Source organism: Thiomicrospira sp. (genome assembly GCF_036568485.1).
Classification (GTDB): Bacteria; Pseudomonadota; Gammaproteobacteria; order Thiomicrospirales; family Thiomicrospiraceae; genus Thiomicrospira.
In genome coordinates this window covers 1-26,417 of the sequence record NZ_DATCSL010000039.1, presented here as the reverse complement: position 1 = coordinate 26,417, position 26,417 = coordinate 1, and the positions used below count along the sequence as shown (strand labels likewise).

Genomic DNA, 26,417 nt, shown 5'->3' with positions numbered 1-26,417 from the left:
TAAGAATTGGTCCGCTCACCAGGACTCGAACCTGGAGTTGCCGCTTAGGAGGCAGCCGTTTTATCCTGTTAAACTATAAGCGGTGTGCGAGGCCGCATTTTAGCAGGTTTTCAAGTTTATGCCAAAATCCATCCTGCTTGTGAGATTGAGTTTGGTACTATTTTTGCTTTAGAAACAATACATACTTATTCAAATTTTTGGGATACCGATCATGGGCAAGTTTTTACAGAAGCTGACAATAAAACAAAAAATGCGCTTTGGTTTCGGCGTGATTTGGTTAGTTTTAGCGATTATTACGATTCAGGCCGCTTTTAACCTTTCGGTGGTGCGTATTAATGTTAAAGACGTAGTCGAAAATAAACAGCCAGTGGCCTTAGCCTCAAACCAGTTGATCATTAATCTCGAAAAGAGCATGAATGCCTTGAGCGTTTATATGCTTACCGGTGATGAAGGAACGCTGAATGGTTACCAACAAAGCTATGCCGAATCGGCAGATATTTTGGCACAACTAGAAGAGCGCTTAGCTGGAGAAGGTTATCAAGTTAGTCGTGAACATCTAAAGCAAGTACGTTTAAATATGGCGAAATTACCCGCCTATATCGAAGCAATCAAACATCTACAGCAAAACCGCAACGAACAGTATCCAGCCTTTAAATATGTGAGTGATAACTTGGCCGGTTTGGCTAATACGATCCAGTTTTCGATTTCGACCATGGTGGCGTCAGAGCTCAATGAGTTAGCTGCAGAACGCCGCGTTTTATTAGAAGATTTGTTGGCCCTGCAGAACAACTGGTTAAATGTATTAAGTAGTGTGAGAGGTTATGTCGCGTTTCGTTCATCTGATATGGCGGATAATACCGAAATGTATTTGAATGTATCTGAGCAGTTGATTGAACGAATCGGGCAACAAACGGCGATTGAATTAACTATTGAGGAAGAGGATGCCTTGCCCACCATCATGGACGCATTTGCCACCTATCGTCAAAATTATATGACATTGAAAACCATTCACGAAGGCGAAAAATGGCGCATGGATACTTGGATGATGGACAATGAAATTAAACCCTTATTTGAATCCTTGGAGCATGACTTAGCACAAGTCTCGGATTCGGCCGTCAATGAAATGGTCGATATGAGTGATCAGGTTGTCAGCAGCAGCTTAAACAATATTTTGTTATTGCTTGCACTCTCTATTTTTGGTCAGCTAATGGGGATGATCATTTCTAAGCGTGTTACGCATTCGGTTGTGAGTCCAGTTAATAATGCGACCTTAGCTATGAAAGACATGGCTCAAGGTGAAGGCGACTTAACTCGCCGCTTGCCAGTGCGTGGTCGAGATGAGTTGGCTCAGTTATCGAGTTATTTCAATATCTTCGTTGAACGTATCCAGCAAATGTTACAAGAGCTCACCTTTACGGTTGAAGAGCTTGAGCGTTCATCCAGTGAATTACTTGGTGTTACCCAATCTACCAAAAAAGGATCGGATCAACAGTTAAAAGCGACGGCCGAATTGACGGCTTCGGTTAGCGAAATGACAACAAAAGCAAAAACAGTTGAAGATCATTCGCGTAACGCTTCTCGAGCGACTGAGCAGGCGGCATCGCGGGTTAAGCAAGGCAGTCAAGTGGTTTCTGGCGCTAACCAAGCCATCCAATCCTTATCGGATGGCATGCAAGAAATGACCACGGCGGTTAATCAGCTTAACCAAGATTCCAAGTCAATTGGTCAGGTAGTGAGTGTCATTCGAGATATTGCCGAACAGACTAACTTATTAGCCTTAAATGCAGCTATAGAGGCGGCGCGAGCTGGCGAACATGGGCGCGGATTTGCGGTTGTGGCGGATGAGGTGCGCGGTTTAGCGCAACGTACTCAAGAGTCGACTTTGGAGATTGAACGCATTATTGAAAAAATTCGTGGTGCCACTAAACAAACCGTGAAAGTTGTATCGGCTGGAGAGGAAAGTTCTCAAACCAGTTGTGAAGCCATTCAGCGTGCCCAGCAAGAGTTAGCGCCCGTGGTGGTTTTAATGGACGATATCAGTAAAATGAGTGAGCAGATGTTTAATGCCGCCGAATCTCAGTCGAGTTTGGCACATGAAGTAAATCAACACATCAGTCAAATTCATGAAGTCAGCGAGTCCACTGCGCGTGAAGCCTTAAACACCGAAAAAGCTGGCCATCAAATGCAAGCTTTGGCGGATCGACTAGAGAAGTTGGTTCATCAATTTAAAATTTAATAACCGAATCATCCTTTAATCTTTAAAGTAGGGATTGTGCGTAAAAAAGTTTTAGTCATTGAAGATCAGAAAGCCATGGCAATGTTGCTTAAATCACGGATTGAAGCACAGTTTTCGGTGGATGTTTTAGTGGCTCATAATTTAGCGCAAACCCAACAGATTTTAAACGACTTAAAGGATCAAATAAGCGTTGCATTGACGGATTTAAATTTACCAGATGCACCGAATGGTGAATCGGTTGGCTTACTCAAACAGCAGGGCGTCACAACCGTCGTATTAACGGCGAGCTATGATGAAGCGCTTCGCAAACGCATTTTTCAAGAGCGTGTAGCGGACTATGTACTCAAGGAAGGCGCTGGCGCGATTGAGTATGTATTACGTATACTCAATTTGCTTTTGACGAATGATCAACGTGAAATCTGGTTGGTCAACCTTTCGGACAAAATGACGCGAAAACTCAGTGGCTTACTAGCCATTCAACGATTCAAAGTTCGAGTTTTTGATCAGTATAAAGCCTTGAAGACTGAGTTAAGCATAACCCGACCTAACTTATTAGTTATGGGGCAGAGCAATCAACAAAATATTGGATTGCAGGCTTTATCTGAAACCCGGGCAAGGTTTGCCTTCTACGAACTGCCGATTCTCGCCTGTATTGAAAACAATTCAGACATAAATATCGCACTCAAGTATATGAAGTATGGCGCGACCGATTATATAGTTGAGCCTTTCAGTATTGAAGAATTTTACACACGTATCAGTCAGAATATTGAGCAACAACAAGCCTATCAAGATATCAAACGTATCTCACAAACGGATGCTTTAAGCGGTTTATATAATCGTCGTTATTGTCTAGATGTTGGCGAAAACCTCTACCCAAAGTGGCGTGCATCGGCGAGCAATGTATTTGCTTTGTTGGTGGATATTGATTTTTTCAAACGCATCAATGATCGTTATGGTCACCCGAAAGGCGATGAAGCAATTGTATTTGTTGCGAACCTACTTAAACAACACTTCTCTGATAACGTAGTCGCGCGTTTTGGAGGTGAAGAGTTTATTGTATTGGGCGCGGTAGATAATAGTTATGATGTGTTGATGAGGGCTGAAAACTTTAGAAAAGCCATAGAATTAGAGTCTTCCAGACATGTTGGGGTGGGTTTTAGTTGCAGTATTGGTGTTGCTTTTAATGCCCCCAGTTTTGATCAGTTGATTGCTCAAGCCGACCAAAAACTTTATGAAGCGAAAGGTCATGGGCGCAATCAAATCTGCCATAAGTTTGAACGTTTACAAACTGCTTAGTTCTTTCTCAATAATTTCGCTTGTGCTAAACTTGTATTCAAGTAACGTTTTCATTGGTGGGTTTTAAGTATGAATAGCGTCGGACAATCATTATATTCAAGTCCAGGTTGGATGGGAGCTTCCCAAGGTGTTTTGCCGTCTCAGCCTTCCAAACCTATCGTTATTCCAACTCAAGCGGCTAGCGAAGCCAGTCCATCTAATAAAACAACACAAACCACCAGGCCTGGTGGTTCTGAATTTAGTAATCCTCGTGTACAAGAGACGGCTCAAACCAGCCAAGCTGCCCAACAAACCCAGCCCACAGATGACTCATTAGAGCAGCGCCAACAAGAGCAAGCCGTACAGCAAGTTTTATCTCAATTACGCGCTCGTGATCAAGAAGTTCGTACCCACGAACAAGCACACTTATCGGCAGCAGGTCAATATGCTACTGGTGGGATTAAATACAGTTATCAAACTGGGCCGGATGGTCAGCGTTATGCGGTAGGTGGTTCGGTTGGTATCGATACTTCGCCAGTAGCCGGTGATCCAGAAGCCACACTACAGAAAGCACGGGTTGTGCAGCGTGCGGCTTTGGCGCCTGCCGAGCCATCGGGTCAGGACATGAAAGTGGCGGCTCAAGCATCACAAATGATGATGCAAGCGCAAGCTGAGATACAATTAAAACAAGCTGAAAGTATGCAATCGGAGACGGATGAGGTCGGCAGCGAAAGTGACTCCAGCACCTCGCCCAATAACAATTCAGCAACACCGACTAATATACAGAGCCGACAAACACCTAATTCAGACGAAACAGGTAATATTCGTCAAGCTGAGTCAAGCAATTTGAACCCAGATCGAAATGAATTTGAAATCAGAATGCGTGTACAGGTTCAACCGGTAGACTGGTTAGCACAGAGTGCCTAATACCAAGTTTTATAGTTTACCGATTGAAAGAGTGACAGTTTAAGTATGGCCTCTTAAAGCGCGGGACAAAACGTATCTTGCATTGCACCTAACAAATTAATGATTTCTTTGTCAGCCACCTTACACAAAATCTTACTGCCTTCACGGCGAGAACTTACAATGCCTTTCTCTCGCAAGATATCAATATGTTGCGAAACGTTACTTTGAGTTGTGCCTACTTTTGCCACAATATCCATAACTGGCATCTCACCATCCCCAATCACGCAGAGTATTTTTAAACGCAATGGATGCCCCATGGCTTTTAGAGCTTTTGATGCTTTCAAGATATTGTCTTCTTTCATTTCAAAGAGGTTGAGATCGCTCATTGTGCAATAGGCCTTATTAGTTGGATTAAGTTGTTAATTAAATTCTAATTGAAAACGAGGTCTCATGTCATCTAAACTTAACTTATAATGTAATAAAATTGCGATTAGTCATTTATATAAAGCCACAGAGAATCTGGAGTGTTTGGTGAATAAAATAACCTATATGAAGAAAACCCTTTGGGTGTTAACCGGTACCCTACTTGGCGCAATGCTGGTATTCGGTAGTAACGTCATGGCTGAAAAACAAGCCGAATCACAGGTGGTTTCTCTGCCCATTGAGGAGTTGCGCGCATTTGTTGAGGTGTTTGATCGTATTTCCTCCAGTTATGTTGAAGAGATTGAAGACGAAAAATTACTCGAAAATGCCATTAGTGGCATGTTATCGGAATTAGATCCTCATTCTGCTTATCTACCAGCTGAGCATTTTGAAAAAGTAGAAGAACAAACCCGTGGTGAATTTGGTGGTTTGGGCATGGAAGTGGGGTTAGAAGATGGCTTCGTAAAAGTGATTGCGCCGATTGATGATACGCCTGCGCAACGTGCCGGTATCAAAGCTGGTGATTTGATTATTAAATTGGACGATAAACCCGTTAAAGGCATGAGCTTAACGGATGCTGTTGAGTTAATGCGTGGTGAGCCGGGCAGTAAAATAGTGTTGACCATTATGCGTGAAGGCGAGCGTGAACCATTTGAGAAAGAGCTTACGCGTGCGGTGGTTAAAGTTAAAAGCGTACGCCAACGTTTATTGGCAAAAGACATTGGCTATGTTCGCATTAGCCAATTCCAAGTAAGAACAGGTCGAGATCTTGCGGCTGCTATTCAAGAGCTGGAAAAGGAAAATGAAGCTAATTTAGCCGGTTTGGTGCTTGATTTGCGTAACAATCCAGGTGGTGTTTTAAACGCATCGGTGGATGTGTCAGATGTATTTTTAGATGAAGGTTTGATTGTTTATACAGAAGGTCGAATCCAGAATTCTAAAATGCGTTTTGAAGCCAAAAAGGGTGATCTACTGCGTGGTATGCCGATTGTTATCTTAGTTAACGAAGGCTCGGCATCGGCATCAGAAATTGTGGCTGGTGCGATGCAAGATCATGGGCGCGCTTTAATTGTTGGTCGCAAAACCTTTGGTAAAGGTTCCGTGCAAACTCTGTTACCTCTTAACAATGGTGCCGCGATTAAGTTAACTACGGCTTTGTATTACACCCCGTCTGGCCGCTCAATCCAAGCCGATGGTATCAAACCAGATATTGAAATTGATATGGTCAAAGTCGAACGAATTGAAGCCAGTAAGATCGGACGTGTAAACGAAGCCAGTTTAGAAGGGCACTTGAGTAACGGTAGTAAAGTGGTGGGAGAAGAAGTTTTAGAAGAAGACGAAAGTGTCAGTTTATTGTCGGATGATTATGAATTACATGAGGCGTTGAACTTGTTGAAGGGCATGATGTTTATCAGCAAGACAACGAGTAAATAATGCATAAAGTATTGGTGCCGTTAGCACAGGGGTGTGAAGAGTTAGAAGCTGTCACCATAATCGATCTGTTAGTGCGTGCTGGTATAGAGGTTGTGACGGCCAGTTTAGACGATCAGCATCTGATTCAATGCTCACGAGGCGTTGTCTTACAGGCCCAAATGAGTTTATCAGAGGTTTTAAACCAGTCTTTCGATATGGTGGTTTTGCCTGGAGGACAACCGGGATCAGATCATTTAGCGGCGGATCAAGGTTTGCTTGAATTGTTGCAGCGAACGGTCGCGGTCGGTGGTATTAGTGCAGCGATCTGCGCGGCACCGAAAGTGTTAAAGGCGGCTGGGTTACTAGATGGATTGCACGCCACTAGTTTTCCAGGTGTTTTGGATAAAAATCCGGCTAATGGTATGGTGTATGTGAATCAAGCGGTGGTGGATTCGGGCTCGATTGTCACCTCTCGAGGGCCCGGTACCGTAATGGATTTTGCTTTGCATTTGATTGAACGCTTAAAAGGTACAGAGATCCGAACCAAGGTCGAAGCCAGCTTAGCGCGTTAACTTTCTTTACAATCCTTTTCGCTCTTTATTCTTTAGTGTAGTGTTTTACGCAGCATAGCTTTAATTTGGTCGGCAAGTAACTTAGCGGCTTCAGGACTAACACTGGGCAAGTTCAAATTACGTTTGTTTTCAGCTTGTGCAATACGTTCAAGTAAGTGTTTAATTTCTTTTTGAGTGTCCGACTCTAATTTCGCCATATTATGACTCAAAATTATCTAACTTAAGTGGTTCAAAGCTGACTTGATCAGCTGGTTGTGGACGAGCTAATAAATAACCTTGCCCCTCATCGCAACCAAGTTCACGCAATAATGCCAGTTGTTGCGTGGTTTCAATACCTTCGGCTAGCACTTTTAATCCTAAGCTGTGTCCCATGGTAATAATCGCATTAACAATAGAGTAGGATTCAGCGTTATGGGTTAAATCACGCACAAAGCTTTGATCGATTTTAATTCGATTTACATTCAGATGTTTAATATAAGCCAGCGAGCTATAACCCGTACCAAAATCATCAATCGAGATTTCTAAGCCTTTCTTTTGCAAAATACTTAAGGCTTGATTGTCTTCACTTAAATGATCAAGCAGCAAACTCTCGGTAATTTCTAAATCAAGTTGGTGAGGTGCTAGGTCGTTAAGATCAAGTTGCTGTTTGACTTGTTGGGTAAAGCCGGTTTCGTTTAATTGAGCGCTAGAAACATTGATCGCAACGCGTTTGAGTGGGTTGTTAGTTTGCTGCCATAGCTTGAGTTGAGTGAGCGCGGTTTCAAGCACAAATCCGCCAATCGCATTAATTAAACCAAACTTTTCGGCCAGCGGAATAAACTCGGCTGGCGGGATGAGTTGATCCTCTTTTTTCCAGCGTATTAGTGCTTCGGCTCCCGTCACCTCTAAGCTATTTAATTGGTACTGGGGCTGGTAGACGACGAAAAACTCACGTTTAACTAGGGCTTGGTGTAGATTAATTTCAGTTTGGTAGAGGTAGTGAATATGCTCGTTCATCTTGTCGGAAAATAGACAATAACCGTTTTTGCCCTGTTCTTTGGCTTTGTACATCGAAAAATCGGCATGGCGCATTAGATCTTCTAAGCTATTGCCATCTTTGGGGAAGGTCGCAATCCCAATGCTACAGCCCAGAGTCTGTGATTGATGATTGTTTTGGTAAAGCTGTTTGATCGAATCGATTAGTTGATTGGCCAGTTTAGCCAGCATGAGCTCGTCACAGCTTCGGCAAACAATGGCAAACTCATCCCCACCAAGTCGAGCGACCAAATGATTTTTGTCGTCCGGCAGGTGAGATTGGATAATTTGAGCGACCTGTTTGAGGACTTGATCACCGGCTTCATGGCCTTGGGTGTCATTGACCCATTTAAAATTATCGAGGTCTAGAAAGAATAAAGCAAAGGCTTGATTGTTGTCCTGATTTATCCAGTTGGTAACGGTTTTTTGGAATAGGTTACGATTTGGTAATTGAGTGACTAGGTCGTAGTTAGCTAAGCTTTCGAGCTCTTTCTGTGTTTGTTTGAGATGCGTTACATCGGTTAGCAAAAACGATAGATAAGTGTTATCGAGCCGAACATCTTGAATTTGGTGGACATCAATTAAATAGTGTCGATTTAGGTCGGAGTTTAAACAACCTTCCTGACGTGCGTAGCCTTCCTGAATCACATCTGTAAACAAACGTTCAATATCAATATCGACAAAAAGTTGTGGCAAAAGTGTCCAAATATCGAGTTGACGATCCAATTGAAACGGCTTAACTAACGAATTGTATTTAATATTGGTTTTGACCAATTTGCCTTGTTCGGTGGTGATCGCAATCGATTCATGAATGTTTTGTAAAATAGCGCTGTCGAGCACAATTTCTTTGGTGCGTTCGGTTACTTTTTGTTCCAACTCGGTTTGAAAATCATGCTGGATACGTTGAGCTTGTCGGAGCTTTTTTAAAGTATAAATACTGATGAGGGTAATCAAGATAAAAAAACTGACCAGTGTAAAGATCCAGAGATTTTTAATTGCGGTTACATCGTGATCTACTTTTTGGCGCGACTCTTTAAGTTGTGTGTCTTTGATGCCGTATAAAGTTTGAAAAAGTTGGATGGCTTTTTCTTGAATGGGTAAGGTCTCTAGTACCAATAAATCGAGTGCGGCATCGGGTTGCTGGTTTAGAATTAATGTCATGACACGGTTTTGTAAGTCACGATTGAGTGTGGTTTCATCCAAAAGTTGCGAGAGAAGCTGTTTTTCCTCTTCATTGGTTTCCATGGTTTGGTATTTACGTAATGCAACCATGATTTTGCCCGCACGATCGTAAAGTTGCATTTGATAATAATCCAGTTCAAACGGATCTTTAGCGGTGACCATTTGGAGGAGTAAAATACTGCGATCACGCGCGTTTTGATAAAGTTTTTCCACCAGTTCTTTTTGTTGAAACTGTTGATCGAGTTTTTCAATCGACTCTTGAATCCGGTTTTCAAAACTGAAGGCGAGTAAACTGGTAGCAAAGGCGAGGCTACAAATTAAGATATAGCCAAGCGCGACGTAAAAAGTAGTGTTTTTAGTGGGTTTATTCACAATGATCCAGTTAATTAATAGCAGTATTAAGCTAGCGCTTATTATGGTGTCTTTTAAGATGACTCACAAATAAATATTAGTGATAGGGCTAGAAATAAGGGGGCTGGCAGGATGCAGGGGTTATCAATCCAATTTTGGCAAAATGTGGTTGCACGATTTTGGCGTAAGCAAGGAACCGAAGCCGTAGCCATCTTGGCGTATACCAGCTTAATCGGCCTGGTGCCGATGCTGGCGGTTATGTTAAGTTTGTTTTCGACATCAAGCTGGTTTGAGCCTTTTCAACAACTGGTGATGCAGCAGGTTGTAACTTATTTAATGCCAGATTCTCAGCCAGCCATTCAACAATATTTATTTCGTTTTGCTGAACAAGCTTCGCAATTGACGATACCAGGCCTGGTGGTGATGTTTGTGACCGCGTTGATGTTGCTTTGGACGATTGATCAAAAGATAAACACTATGTGGAGTAATCGATACCAACGACGCTGGTGGGTCAGTTTATTGCACTATTTAGGTATTAGTCTGATTGGCCCGTTGTTGCTGGGTTTGAGTTTGTTAATCAGTGCTTATTTATTGGCTAGCCCGTTTTTAGGTTACTTTTCTCTCGATGGATTGGGCTTGAGTCCGCTTTTAAACCTATTGCCTTTATTGTTTAGTGCGCTGGGATTTATGATGTTATATCGGTTTGTTCCGATTGCTAAAGTAGGTTTAAAACAGGCCTGGTGGGTGGGCTTGATGGCCGCCGTGCAAATGGAGTTATTAAAGCTGGGGTTTAGCTGGTATGTGAGCGTGTTTCCAACCTATGATTTGGTTTATGGTGCGATGGCAGCGGTGCCTTTGTTTCTATTGTGGCTTTATTTAGTTTGGTTTATTGTAATTTGGAATGCGGCGATTTTAGCCGAGTGGCATAAGCTTAAAACCGCTACAAGCTGAGATAAGGTGAGCGAACGCGCTCACCTTGTTGAGGTTATGCCTTCGCGCTTCGGGTTGATTGAATTTCGCGCGCCGCCGCTAATAAGGCTAAACGAGCGACCACGCCATAGGCATAGAAACGATTTGGCTCGGCATCGGGGGTTTGGTTTTGATCCGGCAAAACCCCAGACTGTTGGAAGGCCATAGGTTCAAAATGCATGCCAGGGGAGTTGAGGTTGTCGGTGGCTGTTTTACCTGTGTGTATGCGATAGAAACCGCCAATAACATGATTATGAATCATGTAAACTACTGGCTCGGCTACCGCTTCTTCCAGTTTCTCAAACGTGTATACCCCTTCTTGCACCAACATTTTATCTACCGCTAAACCTTCTTTGGCCGAGGTCATTTTGTTGCGTTGTTTGCGGTTTAAGTTTAAGACATCTTCTGCATTTTTGACTGACATAATCGCCATGCCGTAAGTACCGCTGTCGGATTTTATGATGACAAAGGGTTTACAATCAATATCGTGCTCGTGGTAATAGTTGGCGGTATTTTCTAATACCTTGTTAACGGTTTGGGCCATTTTTTCGAGCCCAGTCCCATCTTTAAAGTTGATTGGGCCGCATTGGATGGATTCGGGTGTAATTAACCAAGGGTCAATATCCACCAGCTCGGCAAAACTTTTGGCAACATCGGCATAATGATTAAAGTGCTGTGTTTTGTAACGCGTTGCCCAGCCTAAGTCTAATGGTGGCAGCAGAGTCTGTTCAATATTCTCTAAGATCGCTGGACGCCCAGAAGACAGGTCGTTGTTGAGCAACACGGCGCAAGGAAAAAACGATTCAACCCCCACGCGTTCGCCTTGACGAATCAGCGGCTTGAGTACCAACGTTTTGCCGGACGGTAATTCAATAGGTGTGGTGTCGGTTACATCCGGATTAAGTGAACCAATATGCACTTCATATCCGGCGCTTTCAATGATTTCTTTGAGGGTGCAAACGTTTTCCAAATAGAACATATTGCGAGTATGGTTTTCTGGAATAATCAATACGCCATCCGTAATCGGGCAAGCCTGGGTGATGGCATTTTGAGTGGCTTGCACAGCTAAAGGACGCAAATCTGGGTGCAGGTTATTAAATCCTGCTGGGAACAAATTGGTATCGACCGGCGCCAGTTTATAGCCTGCGTTTCGTAGATCAACTGACGCATAAAAAGGAGCAGGTGTTTCGCGGAATTGTTGGCGAAACCAACTTTCGATGGCCGCACTGCGGTCAAGAAAGTGAGCCTCGAGTTCAAGCAAGGGCCCTTTTAATGCGGTTTTTAAATTTGGAACTTTATAAGAATGCGGCATAGTCTAGAACTCGGTTTCAATTGCGTTGTTAAGAAATCTCATTATAGCAAAGCGTTCGCCTGATAATAAATATCCGACTAAACATGTCGGTTTTATAAGTCGCCCAATTGGGCTTGAAGCAGACTCAATATCACAGGAGCGGCGGTTTCGGTACGTAAGATACGTGGACCCAAACATACGGCTGTTAAACCATGTTTCTTGGCCTGCTCCACTTCCGTATCGCTCAGACCGCCCTCAGGACCAATTAACAGAGCCAGTTCGGCAGTTTTAGGGTGGGTTGGCTGGTAGGTCTTTAGGCTGTGTTGTGCATAAGGATCAAGCACCAGGCCTGGTTGTTGTGGGTGGTCAGCAAACCATTGGTTTAAAGTGATAAGTCGATGCACAATCGGCACCACACAGCGCCCGGATTGTTCACAGGCACTAATTACCAAGGCTTGCCATTGTTGACGACGTTTTTCGGCTTTTTGTGGGTCGAGTCGAACCTCACAGCGTTCACTAAAAACAGGTTGAATGGCGCTGACGCCGAGTTCAACCGACTTTTGTAGACTGTAGTCCATACGTTCGCCGCGCGAAATTCCTTGCACCAGTAACGTCTGGAGGGGCGATTCCGTATTAGGGCGTTGAATTTCGCCAAGCGTGACTTGGGCTTCACGTTTGTTGATAATTTGAAGCTGAGCTTGCGCTTGGTGTCCTTTACCATCAAACACTTCAAGCGGGTGATCGGCTTTCAGCCTTAATACGGTTAAGGCGTAATGTGTTTGTTCTTTAGTCAAGTTTAATACTTGACCAGATTGATAATCACCCGGTAAATAAAGCCTAGGAATACGCATATTAATCGCGCTTAGAGTTGCAGATGATCTTGGCGCCAGTTTAAATCGCGCACAATATCGAGCGTTGGTTGAGTCCGGTTCATGCTATAAAAATGCAGGCCTGGTGCGCCTTGATCGAGCAAGCGCTGGCACATGCGGGTTACATATTCTTGACCGAATGCGCGTAAACTTTCAGTATCGTCTTCAAAGCTTTCCAAACGGCACTTCAACCAGCGTGGCACCTCGGCACCGCACATGGCCGAAAAGCGAATCAATTGTTCGTAGTTAGTGATGGGCATAATGCCCGGAACGATGGGCAAATCAATCCCGGCTTTTTCGCAGCTGTCGATAAAGTAGAAGTAGCTGTCGGCGTTAAAAAAATATTGTGTAATCGCCGCATCGGCACCTTGATCGACTTTGTGTTTAAAATGTTTAATGCCTTGATCGCAGTTACGAGCTTGCGGGTGTGTTTCTGGATAAGCGGCCACCTCAAGCTTAAACTGATCCCCCGTTTCTTGGCGAATAAACGCAATTAAATCGGCCGCGTATTTAAACTCACCCGGGTCCATCATGCCGGATGGCATATCGCCACGCAAAGCGACAATGCGTTTGATGCCTAGGTCTTGATAGGTTTTGAGTAATGCACGAATACTGTCTTGGCTTGCACCAATGCAGGTTAAGTGCGGAACCGCATCAAAGGCCGTATTGGTCTGAATGTGTTTGACAGTTTCTAAGGTTTTTTCTTGCGTGGTACCGCCAGCGCCATAGGTGACCGAGATATATTCTGGGTTGATTGGTGCTAATTCATCAATCACTTGGTTTAGTTTTAATGAACCTTCCGGCGTGCGAGGAGGGAAACACTCTAAGCTCAAACCCTGTGGATATTTCTGCTGTGATTTCATTCTAAAAATCCTTTTTGGTTGCGAGGCAACGCGGACTATTTTATAGTCCTGCGTCTGCTCTTAGTGCCGCCGCTTTATCGGTTTTTTCCCAAGTAAACTCAGGCAACTCACGTCCAAAATGGCCGTAAGAAGCGGTTTTTTGGTAAATTGGGCGGTATAAATCTAACATCGCAATTAAGCCTTTCGGACGTAAATCAAAATGCTCACGTACTAATTGTTCAATGCGCTCAACGCTGACCTTTTCAGTGCCAAAGGTATCAATACTGATTGAGGTGGGTTGGGCCACACCGATCGCGTAAGAAACTTGGATTTCACACTTGTCGGCTAAACCGGCGGCGACAATGTTTTTAGCGACATAACGCCCAGCATAAGCGGCTGAGCGATCCACTTTCGATGGGTCTTTTCCTGAGAAAGCGCCGCCGCCATGACGTGCCATACCGCCATAGGTATCGACAATAATTTTACGTCCAGTTAATCCCGCATCGCCCACAGGCCCACCGATCACAAAACGCCCGGTTGGGTTGATATGAAATTGGGTGTCTTTATGTAACCATTCAGTTGGTAAGGTCGGCTTGATAATGCAGTCCATTACCGCTTCGCGTAGTGCCGCATTTTCAATATCCGGGGAGTGTTGGGTAGACAAAACCACCGCGTCAATCGCGACAGGTTGGCCATTTTCATAACGCAGGGTTACCTGGCTTTTAGCATCAGGTCTTAGCCAAGGTAGTTCACCACTTTTACGAACTTGCGCTTGGCGCTCCATTAAGCGGTGTGCATAGTAAATAGGGGCCGGCATAAGAACATCGGTTTCATTCGACGCGTAGCCAAACATTAAACCTTGATCACCCGCGCCTTGTTCATGGTCGTCAAACTCATCTACACCCATCGCGATTTCGGCGGATTGTTTGCCAATGGCGGTTAATACCGCACAGGTGTCGCCATCAAAGCCTAGATCGGCGCTGTCATAACCAATATCCTTGACGACTTTACGCACCAATTCTTCCTGGTCAACCCAGGCACTGGTGGTGATTTCGCCGCCAATTAACACCATGCCAGTTTTAACAAAGGTTTCGCAAGCCACACGTGCGCGCGGATCTTGTTGCAAAATCGCATCCAACATCGCATCAGAAATTTGGTCGGCAATTTTATCTGGATGACCTTCGGAAACTGATTCAGAAGTAAAAACAGTGGTAGTCATGTGTGCAACCTCGCATTCAAAAAAACAAAAGAGAGGTACGGAAAGAGGCGGGAACACTCCTCGCTTTAGCCGTACTTATTTAACGCGCCCGCAAGCTGATAATCAAATCGGCGCAAGTGAATATTATGGCATAAATTTCAATAGAGTCAAACCAAGAGGCGCTTGAGTCGTCTGCGATTAGGTCAGATGGTTCAGATTTTTATTTTTAAGTTGAAAAATATTTAAAATTATGTTTTTAATGTGTTTCGTATGGGTGTTTTTTAGTAAAAAGGGGCCGTTTATGTTGAGTAATAAATTAAAAGCATTTAATCGTATTCGAGTTAAGAGTTCGATTCCGATTATGATCTTGGCACTCTCGATTATTGTTTTACTCGGTACGTCGTCCTGGATGCTAAAAATGCAAGAAGATTCGATTGAGCTCCAAGCCGAGAAGTTTGTTAAATCGATTTCACTCACACTGAATGCAGATCGGGATTTATATCAAGCTAAGGTCGCTGAGTTAAATATGATGGCCCAATATGGCGCGTTTGATAAACAAAACAGTGACCGACTAGAAAATGCCGAACAGGTAGCGGATCGGTATAAGCAATATCAGCAGATTATGCATGACTACCCAGATGTGCTGGCTCAGTCAGCAAATTTTCAGGCCGATTTTGATGCATGGAAAGCTGATTCTGATCAATTGGTTGGGGCGATTGGTAGCGCAAATCAAGAAACTATAACCGCTTTGCGAGCCCAAGAAGAACAAAGTTTTTCTGTGTTGCGCGATAGTCTTGATAAAGCAGGGGAAGCGGCCTTATCTAAGTCTGTTGAAATGCGCCAAGACTTGGCACGTCAGCTGGAGCAGTTTGTGAAAATGACCCTCATTATTTTGGGTTTGATTTTGTTGGCGGCCTTGTGGATTGCGTATGTCATTCCAAAAAATATCTCGGTTCAGTTAAACAAAGCCATGCATGCGGCGAATGATATTGCATCTGGTAATTTATCGACAAAAATCACGGTTGAAACAACGGATGAAACCGGTCAATTGTTAGGTTCGGTAAAGCGTTTGCAAGAAACGATTCAGTTACTCTTGCGGGACTTAAATAAGATGTATAAACAGCATGATGCCGGCGATATCGACGTCATGCTGGACGAAAACGAGTTTCAGGGCGATTTTCGTAAGGTTGCGAAAGGGATTAATCTAATGGTCAGTGGCCAAACTCAGATGACCCAGGAAGCCTTTGCGGTTGTGAAGGCTTTTGGCGAAGGTGAGTTTGACGCGGACATTGAAAAACTACCGGGTAAAAAAGTCTTTATCAACGAAACGATTGATTCTGTTCGTGAGAATCTGAAAGCTATTAGTTTGGCAACTTCGAGCTTGATTGACAGCGTGTCTCAAGGAAAGCTTGACCAGCGTGCGGATATTGAAGAATTTAAAGGCGACTGGCGTCAGATGATCGAAGGTATTAATAAGTTGTTAGATGGCATTGTTTTACCGGTGAATGAAACCATTGAAGTCATGAAGCAGGTCGAACAAGGTGATTTAACGAAAACTGTGATGGGGCAATATCAAGGTCGCTTAAATGAGTTTAAGCAGTCAGTTAATAATACGGTTCAAAAACTCTCAGACACTATAAATCAAGCAAGCCAAACAGCACAAATTGTGTCACAAGGCTCAAGGGAAGTCGCTCAAGGCGCGATGGACTTGAGTCAGCGTGTTCAACAACAAGCCGCCGCTGTTGAAGAAACATCCGCTACCATGGAGGAGATGAGCTCCACCATCAAAAACAATGCACACCTTGCACAAGATGCGTCGGATATGGCTCATACCGTGCAGGGCCAGTCGAATAATGGTTCTTTGGTGATGAAGCAAACGATTGAAGCCATGAATGCAATTCAGGAGTCGAGCCATAAGATTTCTGAGATTGTGACCTTAATTGATGGCATTGCTTTCCAAACCAATCTATTGGCTCTTAACGCAGCGGTAGAGGCCGCGCGAGCAGGAGATCATGGTCGTGGATTTGCTGTTGTAGCGGGAGAGGTTCGTTCGTTGGCGCAAAAATCAGCCGAGGCCGCAAAAGATATTACACTGTTAATCTCAGAAAGTGTGGCGCGTATTGACCAGGGTACCAAGCTTGCATCGGAATCGGGTGATGTGTTATCCGGTATTAATCAATCTATTAATGAAGTGGTGGATAAAATTAGCCAAATTGCTCAAGCATCAAGTGAGCAGATGGAAGGTATCCAGCAGGTGAACAAAGCCATCGGGCAAATTGATGAGGTCACCCAACAAAACGCCGCTTTGGTAGAGCAGACCGCTTCGGCTGCTGATAGTATGAGTGTTCAGGCAGAAAATTTAGAAAAAGATATGCAGTTTTTTAACACGCAAAAAAATCAAACGCTCGGTGCTAAACCTTTAGAATTGACCAAAGAAAAAGCTAAGACAAGTTAATAAACCTTTAATAAAGTAGAGAAAAAATGGTCAGTTTAACAACCCCTGTTTGTGATTTTGGTCAAGAAGCCGTGGATTTTGAATTACCCGGTGTAGATGGTCAGCTTTGGACCTTAGATAAAGCAAAAGGTCCGAATGGGCTGTTGATTATGTTCATATGCAATCATTGCCCTTATGTTAAAGCGATTCAGGCGCGTTTGGTTCGAGATTGCGAGGAATTAAAAACTCTGGGTGTGAACAGTATTGCGATTATGTCGAACGATCCAAATGAATATGTAGAAGACTCGTTTGAGAATATGAAGGCGGTGGCCGAAAAATGGGCGTTTCCTTTTCCCTATGTGCTGGATGAAACTCAACAGGTGGCGAAAGCTTATGGCGCGGTATGCACGCCAGATTTCTTTGGTTATAACACGCAATTGAAACTGCAATATCGGGGTCGTTTGGATGCCTCGCGTAAAGAAGCGGCGGCCGAGAATGTGCGGCGTGATTTGTTTGAGGCCATGAAGCAAGTGGCACAAACGGGTCAAGGACCGCTTGAGCAAATCCCTTCTATGGGTTGTTCAATTAAGTGGAAGGTTTAGCTGGCATTCATGGCACAGATACAGAGTAAAAATTTGTACTTTTGTGCCTAATTTGAGTACTAAGGCATCCAGGTTTTAAGTTGCTTTAAACTCGTTTGTAACTCTGCTTCGCTGTGCGCGACCACATTAATGTGGCCGAGCTTACGGCCAGTACGTTCGGTTTTGTCGTAGAGGTGTAAAAATGCGTTTGGCATTTGCAAAACGGTTTTAATGTCGCCATGCTGACCAATAATATTCACCATCGCGGCCAAGGCTTGGCGTGGTGCAGTGGCACCAAGCGGTAAGCCGCTAATGGCGCGAATATGGTTTTCAAATTGTGAGGTTTGCGCACCTTCCATGGTCCAGTGGCCGGAATTATGGACGCGTGGTGCCATTTCATTTGCCACCAGGCCTGCTTCGGTTTCAAATAGTTCAAGTGTCAAAACACCAATATGATCCATTTTATTGAGCAAGGCTTGCATATAACTTTCTGCTTGCTGTTGAATCGTGGAGCTAATTTGTTGGGCAGGCGCAATAGTTAGGCGCAAAATGCCTTCGTGATGTTGGTTTTCAACCAGTGGATAATACACTTGTTGATTGTCAGTATTGCGTACTGCAATAATGGATAATTCACGTTTAAACTCGACAAAACCTTCTAAAACCGCTTCGCGTTCACCAATCGAAGACCAGGCCTGCTCGATCTGGTCGGTCTGTTTAATCACAAACTGGCCTTTGCCATCATAGCCTTCTGTACTGGTTTTAAGGATAGCGGGCAGACCGATCATGTCAACGGCTTGATGTAGTTCGGCTAAGTTGCTCACCAAGCTGTAGGGGGCACAAGGGATATCAAGTTCGCGGAATAAAGCTTTTTCACGCGCTCGGTGTTGCGAATAGTAAAGCGAAGTAACGCTGGGATAAACCGGTGTAGTTTGACTAATTTTTTCGAGCAGTTCGATGGAGGTGTTTTCGCTTTCGTAAGTGATTACTTCGGAAAAATCTACCAATTGACTTAAGCTATGCGCTTCGTCGGATTGAAGGTGCATATGACCTAACATGGCGGCGGGTTCGTCATGGTTTAAGCCGTAAAAGCCAAATTTATGGCCGAGTGGATAACCCGCCATGGCCAACATGCGACCCAACTGGCCAGCGCCTAAAATTCCCACTCGACGGCTAAACGGTGTCATATATCGAATCCCCAGAAATAGTTTAATACAGGTATTTTAACCTGAATTATCACGCCATGTTTTGTATAGGCTTATTCCGCGAGACGCGGATCGGAGTTGGCGAGTACATCGTCGGTTTGGGCTTGACGCCAAGCTCGTACCGCGTTGCGAATATCAGGACGTTGTGTGCCAACCATTTGCGCGGCCAGAATGCCTGCATTTTTGGCGCCAGCTTCACCAATTGCCAGTGTACCGACCGGGATGCCACCCGGCATTTGTACGATGGATAATAATGAATCTTGACCATTTAAAGCTCGAGACTTAATGGGGACACCTAGAACGGGGATGAGTGTTTTGGCCGCCACCATGCCTGGTAAATGCGCTGCGCCACCCGCGCCCGCAATAATGACCTCTAGGCCTCGGGATTCGGCTTGGGACGCGTATTCAAACATCAAATCTGGCGTGCGGTGCGCCGACACAACTTTGACTTCGTGTGGAACATTAAACAATGTCAGCATATCGACGGCGTGTTGCATTGTTGGCCAATCGGTTTTTGACCCCATAATAACACCCACTAACGGTTGGTTTGATGCTGGCATGGTTTTGCCCTCTCAGATTTGAAAAAACCGTGAATTATACCCCAGGATTGAAAAGAGTCAAGTGAGTGAGTTTTTGACGGCTTTTAGCAAGCAATAAAGCTTGAGTCGTCATTTGGGTCTCGGCAGTTAATTGAGTTTGCATCAATTCGGTTGTATTCATCGATTGAGAGCTGGTTTGATGTTTTACCTAAAAACACGGTTTCATCTACGGTTACTGGCCCGAGTATGTTGGTGCCAATATAGCTGGTGTTGTCATTGTTGGCTTGCATATCTATGTTGCCAGCCCCATTGATACTGCCGTGAACGATTAAACGATTTGCGCCATTGCCATTAAGTTGTATGGTGGCGTTTACATTGCCTCCCACTTCGACAATGTTGCCTTGGTTGCCATCTAAAATAATATCCGCGTTTACATCGCCTTCAATATAGATGGTTTTGTATTGTTGAGAACCTGTTAAAGGCGCATTTAAATCGCCGCCATTTCCAGCGTCATCCTTTACAAGATATAGCGTGTCTGTTCCGTTACCTAAGTTAAGAGCGGCGTTAACATCCCCTTTAATTAAAACCTTGTCGTTATCGCTGTTGTTAGTGATGATATCCAAGTTTGTACCATCATAGTCGCCCTCTAGGGTTTGGTCGGTATTAAAGTCGATGCTTTCATAGTCTGGAGCAGGTTCCAGGCCTGGTGGTAGCGGTGGTGGCGTTGTAGGCGGGGTCGTTGTATCAAGTGTGAAACTATTTAAATGCGTGCGCTTGATTTCGAGCGATGATAGCCAAATTAGCACATCATCAAATGCGTTGCTGCCTTCACGATTTTGTGGTGCTTGAAAATAGGTTGTGGCGCTGTCTGAACAATTTTGTTGTTCAAAGCCAGTTACATTGTTGCAGTTGTTTTGACCGTGAGATATGACCAATAATGGTATATTTTCGGCCAGTATTTGACTGCCACCATCGCTGATTTGAAAGTTGCCGGTACCTGTGTCCGCTGGTATGGGGGGCGTTGTTTGATTAAAACATGGCGGGTTGCCTGAATTGATAGCGCAATCTGCTGCACCAAAATAGCTAGCACTATGTGCTTCATTACTGGTATTCGCCGCTAGGTTGGCCTGCTGATTAATTACATAGTGAAAAGGAATACCATAAGCGTTAACCGCGTGAGTGCCAAGGTCAGCATAAGGCAAGTAGCCATAGCTAAGGTCACAACTGCCATCTGTTGCGGCACGATTTTCAGGCGGAGATTGTAAGCCAGTGTTACCGCCTATTGGGTTGGTTGGGCAAGGCAAATAGTGGTTGACGGCGACATAACTTAAAAGTGCGGCTTTTATGTCTTGGAGTTTTTGTTGGTCTTCTTTGAATTTGCTGGTTTCTCTTAAGGCGCTGGTGCCGGCAAACAATCCGCTTAATACAATCCCCAGAATGGCGAGCACGATCGCCATTTCAACAAGCGTAAATCCGGTCTGGTGTTTGCGAGTCATGTTTTGTTACCTTGTTTGGCGGAGTGTTTGATTCGTGAGCATAATTATTCATTATGCCAATTTATATGTTGGCTGAGTAGGGCTTTGATTTCATACATGCTTATCCAAGTGAGCTGATCGTCAAAGTCTTGGCTAATCGGTTGTTGCTGAAAATAGCGGTCACCATCGCAGTTTTCTTGCTCTCGGTTTGAAGCTTGACTGCAGTTTTGCCAAGTTTGGGCGCCGTTTTGTCCAAAGCTGATCACCGTCAGTGGAATTAAGTTCGCTGCGAGTAAACTAAAGCCAGTGTCTCCATCGCACTCAGACGTTTGATCGTAGCATACGCGTAGCGAACCTAAAAATGAGCTACTCGTGCCTAAGGGGTTGGTGATTTGGTTGAAGTAAGGCGTTGTGGCGCGTGAACGCTCAACCAAGTTGCACCCAGTAGCACAATGACTATTGCACTGGCTAGAGAGGCAGTGCATGGTTAAATCATCGGGGCATTGATAAAACTCGTTGGTGATGGCGCCAGCATTCGCAAACACACTGGCTGAACGACAAGCAAGACGTAAGTTATTAGCAGAGGTGGTACTGGTGCTATTTGTGTTGGTGGCGTAAAAAAATGGATTGCCAAATTCGTCTTGCTGACCAACACCACCAAACTCTAAATAAGGAAAAGCGCCTTGGTGAGCGGAGCAATCGCCGGCACTTTCTCGGTTTTCGAGCCCATCACCGTCCGTATCGGGGCAGGGCAAATATTGGTTTATTTGGATATAGCTGAGTAATATTTGTTTTATGTCTTGCAAGGTTTGCTCGGTGGCTTTGTAGGTTTGACGTTGCTGGTTTTGACTGAGCATCGAGATGGATGCCTGAATCAGAATGCCCACCAATAAAAGCGCAAGCGCCATTTCGAGCAAACTAAAGCCTTTTTGCTGAGGTTTTGCTAAGAACATAACAGGGCTCGCCAGTTTGAGCCAACCGGATTGCTGAGGCGACCATCATTAATGGCGGGGCATTGGGTTGTGTTGGCTTCTTGATTATTGCATTCATTAAACCAGTGTGGGATTTGAGGGTCTAACAAGCAAAGTGCGCTACGTTGGTTTTGCACGCGTGTTTGTACTTGAGATTGCCACTCTTGATGACTAATTGTCACCGCACGCGTATTTTGGCGGGTGAACTGATTTAGGGCTGGGTTGATGAAATTGTCCAGAGTGATGGACGTTAAATCGCTACCCGATGCCACTTGATCTGAGATAAAAAGCAGGGCGACTAGGTCGGTTTGATTGTCTAACTGGATTCGACCTTCGCCGGGCAGGTTGCTGTTAAGCGGTGCATAACGTTGGATGGGCGGATTATTATAGTCCGAGTTTTGAATCACATAACGACTGTCAACCGCATACCAAATAAAGGTCGGTGATGAGCGGTTATCAATAAAACGAAAATGGCGCGTCGCCAAACTTACCGGCAGTCGACCAATAACTATGTCTTCACCTTGGCCGCAAGGCGTATTAGAGCTGCCGTTATTGTTGGTGTCCGGGCAGGGTAGATAGCCAGGAGATGGGATGCGATCACCGGCGTAAAAATTGCCATTGCTGTCGGTGGCATAAATTTCAGGCGTGGACATCGCATGCAATAATAGGTTCGATTTGGCTTGCTCTAACAAATCCATTTGTTTCTGGCTGGCTTGGTGTTTTAGTTTATTAGCTTGCGGTCCCATCATAGTGTAGAGCATGCCTGAACCTGCCATAAATAGCATTAACACCAGTAGAAGCAAGGCATAGCCTTGCTGATTTTGAGCCGGAAAACGGGGCATGATCATCCTTATGGCGTTTAATTTAAAATGTTGAGAAAAGCCGAATATTCGTAAGTAGCTATAAATTAAGTGATTTTAGCTAAATTGGCAATTGTTCAATTAAACGTTCTAATGCCCCGGTTTGTTGAGAGAAGCAATGCTTTGCGCGCTGACCCGCTTGTTGGCGTTGTTCTATAGATTCACTGAGTTCAATCAGTTGTTGACTGAGTTGATCTACATCTTGCGCAATCAGTAAGCCATTCGCCTGCTTAAAAGAATCGTATAAAGCCTGTAAGTTTTGGTGATATTGCCCGGAGATAACCGGTTTGCCTAATGCCGCTGGCTCTAAAATATTGTGGCCGCCAAATGGCACCAAGCTACCCCCAATAAACGCCACATCGCTAACAGCAAACCACAGCATTAACTCGCCAATTGTATCCGCCAAATAGACCGTGGTATCGGCTTGAATTGATTGATTTTGGCTACGGCGTGTAAACATGACTGAGGTTTGTGCGAGTTCTTGCGCCACTTGCTCAAAACGATCGGCATGGCGTGGTACTAAAATTAATAAAGCACCAGGCCTGGTTTTAAGCAGTTCAGCATGCGCTTGCAGCATTAGAGCTTCTTCCCCCGCGTGCGTACTGGCCGCGACCCACACAAAACGTTCGTTTAATTGATGTTGATCACGCCAGTGTTGAGCATCAACCAGCAGGCCTGGTGGTATTTCAATATCAAATTTTAAGTTGCCAAGCGTTTTGACCTTAGAGGGTTCGGCGCCAAGTTGGATAAAATGCTGGCGGTCAATATCAAATTGACTAGCAATCAAATGGGTTTGGTTCAAGGCATTTTTAACTAGCTGACCACCCCACTTTTGGTAAGACTCAAACGAACCCTGTTTTAAACGAGCATTGGCTAAGATCAGCGGAATACCGCGTTGATAGCAGGCCTGGTATAAGTTGGGCCAAATTTCGGTTTCGATCATAATCACCAGTTTGGGTTGAATTTGATTCAGAAAACGTTGAACCGCAAACGCATAGTCATAGGGAATCATTTGGTGTTGAATCGGCACAGGCGAAAACTTTAAGGCTTGCAATGCACCTTGGGTAGAGCCGTTAGTGACGGTCAACGGCATGTTTGGGTAGGTTTGATGCAGCTGCTTGAGTAGGGGGAAAATTGAGCGAGTTTCACCCACCGAAACCGCATGAATCCAGATGCCGCCAGTTTGATATTCGGCGCGTTTTAAACCAAAACGTGCGCGAAAGCAGTCGTAAATCGGCGTATCAGGATCGGACGATTTATGGCAGCGTTTCCAGCCAGAGTAAACAATAAATGGAAACGCAAGCCAAAGTAGGGTTCGATAAAGCCAAAGGGTCATTACCAGGCCTGGTTATTTATTTAAATCGTAAATTTGAATTACACCGACCAGTTTGTCCTGATCCTTCACTACTAATGACGTTATTTTAAGTTTATTCATTAACTCTTCAGCTTCTGACAATTTGGCCTCAGCCTGAATGGTTTTAGGATTGGCGGTCATAATGTCACGCGCACTTAAATTCATTAGGTCCATCGGGTTAATATCGAGGTGACGACGTAAATCACCATCGGTAATAATGCCTTCGGCTTCACCTACAATACATAAACCCAAACGACCTTCACTCATGGTGTGGATGACCTCTTTCATCGATGCATCGGCTGCCACGGTTGGCAAAGGTTGGGTACGCATTTCATGTTTCACCTTGGTCAATAATTTACGACCTAAGCTGCCACCTGGATGAAAACGTGCAAAATCATGCGGTTTAAAATCCCGCGCTTGCATTAAAGCAATCGCCAACGCATCACCCATAACGAGCGTGGCGGTTGTCGAGGAAGTCGGCGCAAGTTGCAGTGGGCAAGCTTCTTTGGGAACCGCAATATTTAAATGATGATCCGAGTTTTTTGCTAGGGTTGAGTCAGGGCGGCCAGTCATTGAAATGATCACGTTTTTGTTGTCTTTTAAAAACGGCAATAAACGAATGACTTCTTCGGTTTCGCCTGAGTTCGATAAGGCCACAAATACATCCTCAGGCGAAACCATACCCAAGTCCCCGTGAAACGCTTCACCTGGGTGCATAAAGAAACAAGGCGTACCAGTGCTCGCCAAGGTGGCGACAATTTTGGTACCAATTAAACCCGACTTACCCATGCCGCACACCACAACACGGCCATTAGATTTTAAAATGGCGTCAACACTCAGCTCGAATTGCTCATCCAATAACAGCGATAAATTTTCGATGGCTTGGGCTTCAATTTCAAAAACTTGTTTAGCCACTTCAAGATGGTTTTTATGACTCATGCCGTTCGCTCCTAATTGGTGGGGTAAATGGTTTAATAATTGTAACCAAAGGTTAGGTTATAAAACTCGATACCATTATTTTGTTCGTAAATATTGTGGTTGGAATGGTGTTGAACACCGAGCTGCCATTCCCAACGTTTTTTAGTCGAAAAAAAGCCACCGATCGCAAACTGTTCAGAGAAGGTGAAATTGCCACCAAAGTTGCGTACCGAACCGTCTTTATTCTCTAATTTATCAGGTGCAAGAATGCTCACACCAGCCCTTACATCTATGAAATTAGTAATATAAGCAAAAGTGGGCCATTCAAAACGCGCACCCGGCGCAATACCAAATGCATTGCCTTTGTTCGTCATAGATAGACCATCGTCTTTTAAAAACTGCCACGAAGAATAACTGACATCTAAAAATGGACGAATGCTGGATGAAGAGATAAACGGCATGGTCTCGCCCAAGTTATAACGCAAGTTAGCTTCAAGCTGCAGCGCGTCATGGTCTGGGTACCCACCAAAAGTCATGCGAAATGAGTCAGCACCAAATGGATTCGTATAGCCAATTGCACCTAGCGTTGCCCAGGTCGCCCCGCGCCATAATACGCCACCAATATCAGTCGACATGGCTTTAGTCGGCATTAAAATTAAGCTAAATAGAATTGGAAAAACAAAGGCGGACAGGTTTTTTTTCATGATTTTGATGGTCATCTTTAAATTATAGAGTTCAAATTTTGACGGCTTGCGGGTCGCCATTTATATAAGGCTCACCATTATATAAATAAAATTGGTTTTAATGGGATTTTTACCGCCCTTGTTGATGCGTAACTCGTTTGTGTGTGTAAAACGCCTGAATAAGGCTAGGATCGTCTGTTCATTCGCAAAAATCCTGATAAACTTTAGGCTTAATTCCGGGCGTCTTAATGACGTGACTCGTTAAAGGTTATCCAAACGCTATGATTCAAGATTTTTCAAATGCAAAACTATTAGTGGTCGGGGATGTAATGCTTGACCAATATTGGACCGGCAAAGCTGGCCGCATCTCACCCGAAGCACCGGTTCCGGTGGTAAAAGTATCAGGCAATGAAATGCGCGCAGGTGGCGCGGCAAACGTGGCTTTAAATGTATCAGCCTTAGGTGCGCAAGTGCATTTAATGGGCATTATTGGTCAGGATGTTTCTGGTAAACAATTAGATGAAGTTTTGCAGAAAGCGCAAGTTAAGTGCGACTGGGTTTATTGCGAAAGCGGTACGATTTGCAAATTGCGAGTATTAAGTCATCATCAACAATTGATTCGGATGGATTTTGAACAGCCGATTGCGGCCGTCTCAGCCAAGGCATTAGCTGACTTGGTAGTTCAAAAGGTCGCGCAATTTGACGCGCTGGTGTTGTCCGATTACGCGAAAGGTTCATTGCAATATATTGAGACTATGATTGAAGCCGCTCGTGAAGCCGGTGTGCCGGTTTTGATAGATCCAAAAGGGCAGGATTTTAGCCGCTACAAAGGTGCGACCTTGATTAAACCAAATCAATC

The 26,417-nt window shown here is 44.4% G+C and carries 24 protein-coding genes and 1 tRNA gene; 9 read left to right on the top strand and 16 right to left on the bottom strand.

Annotated features, from left to right (window positions below; genetic code table 11):
• Positions 1–7 precede the first annotated feature (7 nt).
• Positions 8–83: transfer RNA gene (locus tag VIM91_RS03625), tRNA-Arg, on the bottom strand.
• Between the two features lie 128 nt (positions 84–211).
• Here VIM91_RS03625 and VIM91_RS03620 point away from each other — a divergent pair.
• From VIM91_RS03620 to VIM91_RS03610, 3 genes are all read left to right on the top strand, one after another.
• A complete protein-coding gene (locus VIM91_RS03620) occupies positions 212–2,236 on the top strand; it encodes a methyl-accepting chemotaxis protein (RefSeq protein ID WP_331863459.1) in 2,025 nt (674 codons plus the stop codon).
• Positions 2,237–2,272: 36 nt separating this feature from the next.
• Positions 2,273–3,532, top strand: coding sequence for a diguanylate cyclase (locus tag VIM91_RS03615; protein ID WP_331863458.1), 1,260 nt, complete (start codon positions 2,273–2,275; stop codon positions 3,530–3,532).
• A 69-nt stretch (positions 3,533–3,601) separates the two neighbouring features.
• The gene (locus tag VIM91_RS03610; RefSeq protein WP_331863457.1) at positions 3,602–4,438 is read left to right on the top strand and encodes a putative metalloprotease CJM1_0395 family protein; all 837 of its coding nucleotides are present in this window, start codon (positions 3,602–3,604) and stop codon (positions 4,436–4,438) included.
• Between the two features lie 53 nt (positions 4,439–4,491).
• Here VIM91_RS03610 and VIM91_RS03605 read toward each other — a convergent pair whose 3' ends face one another.
• A complete protein-coding gene (locus tag VIM91_RS03605) occupies positions 4,492–4,803 on the bottom strand; it encodes an ArsR/SmtB family transcription factor (protein ID WP_029933812.1) in 312 nt (103 codons plus the stop codon).
• Between the two features lie 154 nt (positions 4,804–4,957).
• Between VIM91_RS03605 and VIM91_RS03600 the strand changes: the two genes are divergently transcribed.
• Positions 4,958–6,274, top strand: coding sequence for a S41 family peptidase (locus VIM91_RS03600; protein WP_331863482.1), 1,317 nt, complete (start codon positions 4,958–4,960; stop codon positions 6,272–6,274).
• Positions 6,274–6,825, top strand: coding sequence for a DJ-1 family glyoxalase III (locus tag VIM91_RS03595; protein ID WP_331863456.1), 552 nt, complete (start codon positions 6,274–6,276; stop codon positions 6,823–6,825). Before VIM91_RS03600 ends, VIM91_RS03595 begins: the two co-directional genes overlap by 1 nt.
• 32 nt (positions 6,826–6,857) lie before the next feature.
• On the opposite strand, the gene VIM91_RS03590 is transcribed toward VIM91_RS03595, so the two are convergent.
• Positions 6,858–7,022 carry a hypothetical protein gene (locus tag VIM91_RS03590; RefSeq protein ID WP_331863455.1) on the bottom strand — a complete coding sequence of 55 codons (165 nt, stop codon included), beginning with the start codon at positions 7,020–7,022 and terminating at the stop codon, positions 6,858–6,860.
• A gap of 1 nt (position 7,023) precedes the next feature.
• The gene (locus VIM91_RS03585; RefSeq protein WP_331863454.1) at positions 7,024–9,393 is read right to left on the bottom strand and encodes an EAL domain-containing protein; all 2,370 of its coding nucleotides are present in this window, start codon (positions 9,391–9,393) and stop codon (positions 7,024–7,026) included.
• Positions 9,394–9,504: 111 nt separating this feature from the next.
• Here VIM91_RS03585 and VIM91_RS03580 point away from each other — a divergent pair, with 111 nt between their 5' ends.
• Entirely contained in the window at positions 9,505–10,323 is an 819-nt protein-coding gene (locus VIM91_RS03580) for a YihY family inner membrane protein (RefSeq protein ID WP_331863453.1), read from the top strand.
• A gap of 34 nt (positions 10,324–10,357) precedes the next feature.
• Here the strand turns inward: VIM91_RS03580 and gshA are convergent, their stop codons facing one another.
• The 4 genes from gshA to metK all read right to left on the bottom strand — a co-directional run bounded on the left by gshA (position 10,358) and on the right by metK (position 14,562).
• A complete protein-coding gene (gene gshA / locus VIM91_RS03575; protein WP_331863452.1) occupies positions 10,358–11,653 on the bottom strand; it encodes a glutamate--cysteine ligase in 1,296 nt (431 codons plus the stop codon).
• A gap of 92 nt (positions 11,654–11,745) precedes the next feature.
• The gene (locus tag VIM91_RS03570; RefSeq protein WP_331863451.1) at positions 11,746–12,483 is read right to left on the bottom strand and encodes a 16S rRNA (uracil(1498)-N(3))-methyltransferase; all 738 of its coding nucleotides are present in this window, start codon (positions 12,481–12,483) and stop codon (positions 11,746–11,748) included.
• Between the two features lie 11 nt (positions 12,484–12,494).
• On the bottom strand, positions 12,495–13,364 hold the full coding sequence (gene metF / locus VIM91_RS03565; protein WP_331863450.1) for a methylenetetrahydrofolate reductase [NAD(P)H]: 870 nt from the start codon (positions 13,362–13,364) through the stop codon (positions 12,495–12,497).
• Between the two features lie 40 nt (positions 13,365–13,404).
• The gene (gene metK / locus VIM91_RS03560) at positions 13,405–14,562 is read right to left on the bottom strand and encodes a methionine adenosyltransferase (RefSeq protein ID WP_331863449.1); all 1,158 of its coding nucleotides are present in this window, start codon (positions 14,560–14,562) and stop codon (positions 13,405–13,407) included.
• 280 nt (positions 14,563–14,842) lie between these two features.
• On the opposite strand from metK, the gene VIM91_RS03555 reads away from it, so the two are divergent.
• Both VIM91_RS03555 and VIM91_RS03550 read left to right on the top strand, forming a co-directional pair.
• The gene (locus tag VIM91_RS03555) at positions 14,843–16,996 is read left to right on the top strand and encodes a methyl-accepting chemotaxis protein (RefSeq protein ID WP_331863448.1); all 2,154 of its coding nucleotides are present in this window, start codon (positions 14,843–14,845) and stop codon (positions 16,994–16,996) included.
• Positions 16,997–17,022: 26 nt separating this feature from the next.
• The gene (locus tag VIM91_RS03550) at positions 17,023–17,577 is read left to right on the top strand and encodes a thioredoxin family protein (protein WP_331863447.1); all 555 of its coding nucleotides are present in this window, start codon (positions 17,023–17,025) and stop codon (positions 17,575–17,577) included.
• A 59-nt stretch (positions 17,578–17,636) separates the two neighbouring features.
• Here the strand turns inward: VIM91_RS03550 and VIM91_RS03545 are convergent, their stop codons facing one another.
• The 8 genes from VIM91_RS03545 to VIM91_RS03510 form a co-directional block, all read right to left on the bottom strand.
• A complete protein-coding gene (locus VIM91_RS03545) occupies positions 17,637–18,740 on the bottom strand; it encodes a 5-(carboxyamino)imidazole ribonucleotide synthase (protein ID WP_331863446.1) in 1,104 nt (367 codons plus the stop codon).
• 71 nt (positions 18,741–18,811) lie between these two features.
• Entirely contained in the window at positions 18,812–19,318 is a 507-nt protein-coding gene (purE, locus tag VIM91_RS03540; RefSeq protein ID WP_331863445.1) for a 5-(carboxyamino)imidazole ribonucleotide mutase, read from the bottom strand.
• Positions 19,319–19,401: 83 nt separating this feature from the next.
• The gene (locus tag VIM91_RS03535; RefSeq protein ID WP_331863444.1) at positions 19,402–20,793 is read right to left on the bottom strand and encodes a type II secretion system protein; all 1,392 of its coding nucleotides are present in this window, start codon (positions 20,791–20,793) and stop codon (positions 19,402–19,404) included.
• 44 nt (positions 20,794–20,837) lie between these two features.
• Entirely contained in the window at positions 20,838–21,725 is an 888-nt protein-coding gene (locus tag VIM91_RS03530) for a prepilin-type N-terminal cleavage/methylation domain-containing protein (protein WP_331863443.1), read from the bottom strand.
• Positions 21,716–22,585: a hypothetical protein gene (locus tag VIM91_RS03525; protein WP_331863442.1), complete on the bottom strand. Its 870-nt coding sequence runs from the start codon at positions 22,583–22,585 to the stop codon at positions 21,716–21,718. The genes VIM91_RS03530 and VIM91_RS03525 overlap by 10 nt, the downstream gene beginning before the upstream one ends.
• A 79-nt stretch (positions 22,586–22,664) precedes the next feature.
• On the bottom strand, positions 22,665–23,939 hold the full coding sequence (gene waaA, locus VIM91_RS03520; RefSeq protein WP_331863441.1) for a lipid IV(A) 3-deoxy-D-manno-octulosonic acid transferase: 1,275 nt from the start codon (positions 23,937–23,939) through the stop codon (positions 22,665–22,667).
• Positions 23,940–23,951: 12 nt separating this feature from the next.
• Entirely contained in the window at positions 23,952–24,896 is a 945-nt protein-coding gene (locus tag VIM91_RS03515) for a KpsF/GutQ family sugar-phosphate isomerase (protein ID WP_331863440.1), read from the bottom strand.
• 32 nt (positions 24,897–24,928) lie between these two features.
• The gene (locus VIM91_RS03510) at positions 24,929–25,639 is read right to left on the bottom strand and encodes an acyloxyacyl hydrolase (protein ID WP_331863439.1); all 711 of its coding nucleotides are present in this window, start codon (positions 25,637–25,639) and stop codon (positions 24,929–24,931) included.
• Positions 25,640–25,839: 200 nt separating this feature from the next.
• On the opposite strand from VIM91_RS03510, the gene VIM91_RS03505 reads away from it, so the two are divergent.
• A partial coding sequence (locus tag VIM91_RS03505) for a PfkB family carbohydrate kinase (protein WP_331863438.1) occupies positions 25,840–26,417 on the top strand: 578 nt, incomplete at its 3' end.

Excerpts from the sequence above, each read along its gene's own strand:
- VIM91_RS03525 (WP_331863442.1), bottom strand. The coding sequence starts at position 22,585 with ATGCCCCGTTTTCCGGCTCAAAATCAGCAAGGCTATGCCTTGCTTCTA.
- VIM91_RS03595 (WP_331863456.1), top strand. The coding sequence starts at position 6,274 with ATGCATAAAGTATTGGTGCCGTTAGCACAGGGGTGTGAAGAGTTAGAA.
- VIM91_RS03610 (WP_331863457.1), top strand. The coding sequence starts at position 3,602 with ATGAATAGCGTCGGACAATCATTATATTCAAGTCCAGGTTGGATGGGA.
- metF (WP_331863450.1), bottom strand. The coding sequence starts at position 13,364 with ATGAAATCACAGCAGAAATATCCACAGGGTTTGAGCTTAGAGTGTTTC.
- VIM91_RS03620 (WP_331863459.1), top strand. The coding sequence starts at position 212 with ATGGGCAAGTTTTTACAGAAGCTGACAATAAAACAAAAAATGCGCTTT.
- VIM91_RS03510 (WP_331863439.1), bottom strand. The coding sequence starts at position 25,639 with ATGGCGACCCGCAAGCCGTCAAAATTTGAACTCTATAATTTAAAGATG.
- VIM91_RS03555 (WP_331863448.1), top strand. The coding sequence starts at position 14,843 with ATGTTGAGTAATAAATTAAAAGCATTTAATCGTATTCGAGTTAAGAGT.
- VIM91_RS03535 (WP_331863444.1), bottom strand. The coding sequence starts at position 20,793 with ATGACTCGCAAACACCAGACCGGATTTACGCTTGTTGAAATGGCGATC.
- VIM91_RS03530 (WP_331863443.1), bottom strand. The coding sequence starts at position 21,725 with ATGTTCTTAGCAAAACCTCAGCAAAAAGGCTTTAGTTTGCTCGAAATG.
- metK (WP_331863449.1), bottom strand. The coding sequence starts at position 14,562 with ATGACTACCACTGTTTTTACTTCTGAATCAGTTTCCGAAGGTCATCCA.
- VIM91_RS03580 (WP_331863453.1), top strand. The coding sequence starts at position 9,505 with ATGCAGGGGTTATCAATCCAATTTTGGCAAAATGTGGTTGCACGATTT.
- VIM91_RS03590 (WP_331863455.1), bottom strand. The coding sequence starts at position 7,022 with ATGGCGAAATTAGAGTCGGACACTCAAAAAGAAATTAAACACTTACTT.
- purE (WP_331863445.1), bottom strand. The coding sequence starts at position 19,318 with ATGCCAGCATCAAACCAACCGTTAGTGGGTGTTATTATGGGGTCAAAA.
- VIM91_RS03605 (WP_029933812.1), bottom strand. The coding sequence starts at position 4,803 with ATGAGCGATCTCAACCTCTTTGAAATGAAAGAAGACAATATCTTGAAA.
- VIM91_RS03545 (WP_331863446.1), bottom strand. The coding sequence starts at position 18,740 with ATGACACCGTTTAGCCGTCGAGTGGGAATTTTAGGCGCTGGCCAGTTG.
- VIM91_RS03570 (WP_331863451.1), bottom strand. The coding sequence starts at position 12,483 with ATGCGTATTCCTAGGCTTTATTTACCGGGTGATTATCAATCTGGTCAA.
- gshA (WP_331863452.1), bottom strand. The coding sequence starts at position 11,653 with ATGCCGCATTCTTATAAAGTTCCAAATTTAAAAACCGCATTAAAAGGG.
- waaA (WP_331863441.1), bottom strand. The coding sequence starts at position 23,939 with ATGACCCTTTGGCTTTATCGAACCCTACTTTGGCTTGCGTTTCCATTT.
- VIM91_RS03550 (WP_331863447.1), top strand. The coding sequence starts at position 17,023 with ATGGTCAGTTTAACAACCCCTGTTTGTGATTTTGGTCAAGAAGCCGTG.
- VIM91_RS03515 (WP_331863440.1), bottom strand. The coding sequence starts at position 24,896 with ATGAGTCATAAAAACCATCTTGAAGTGGCTAAACAAGTTTTTGAAATT.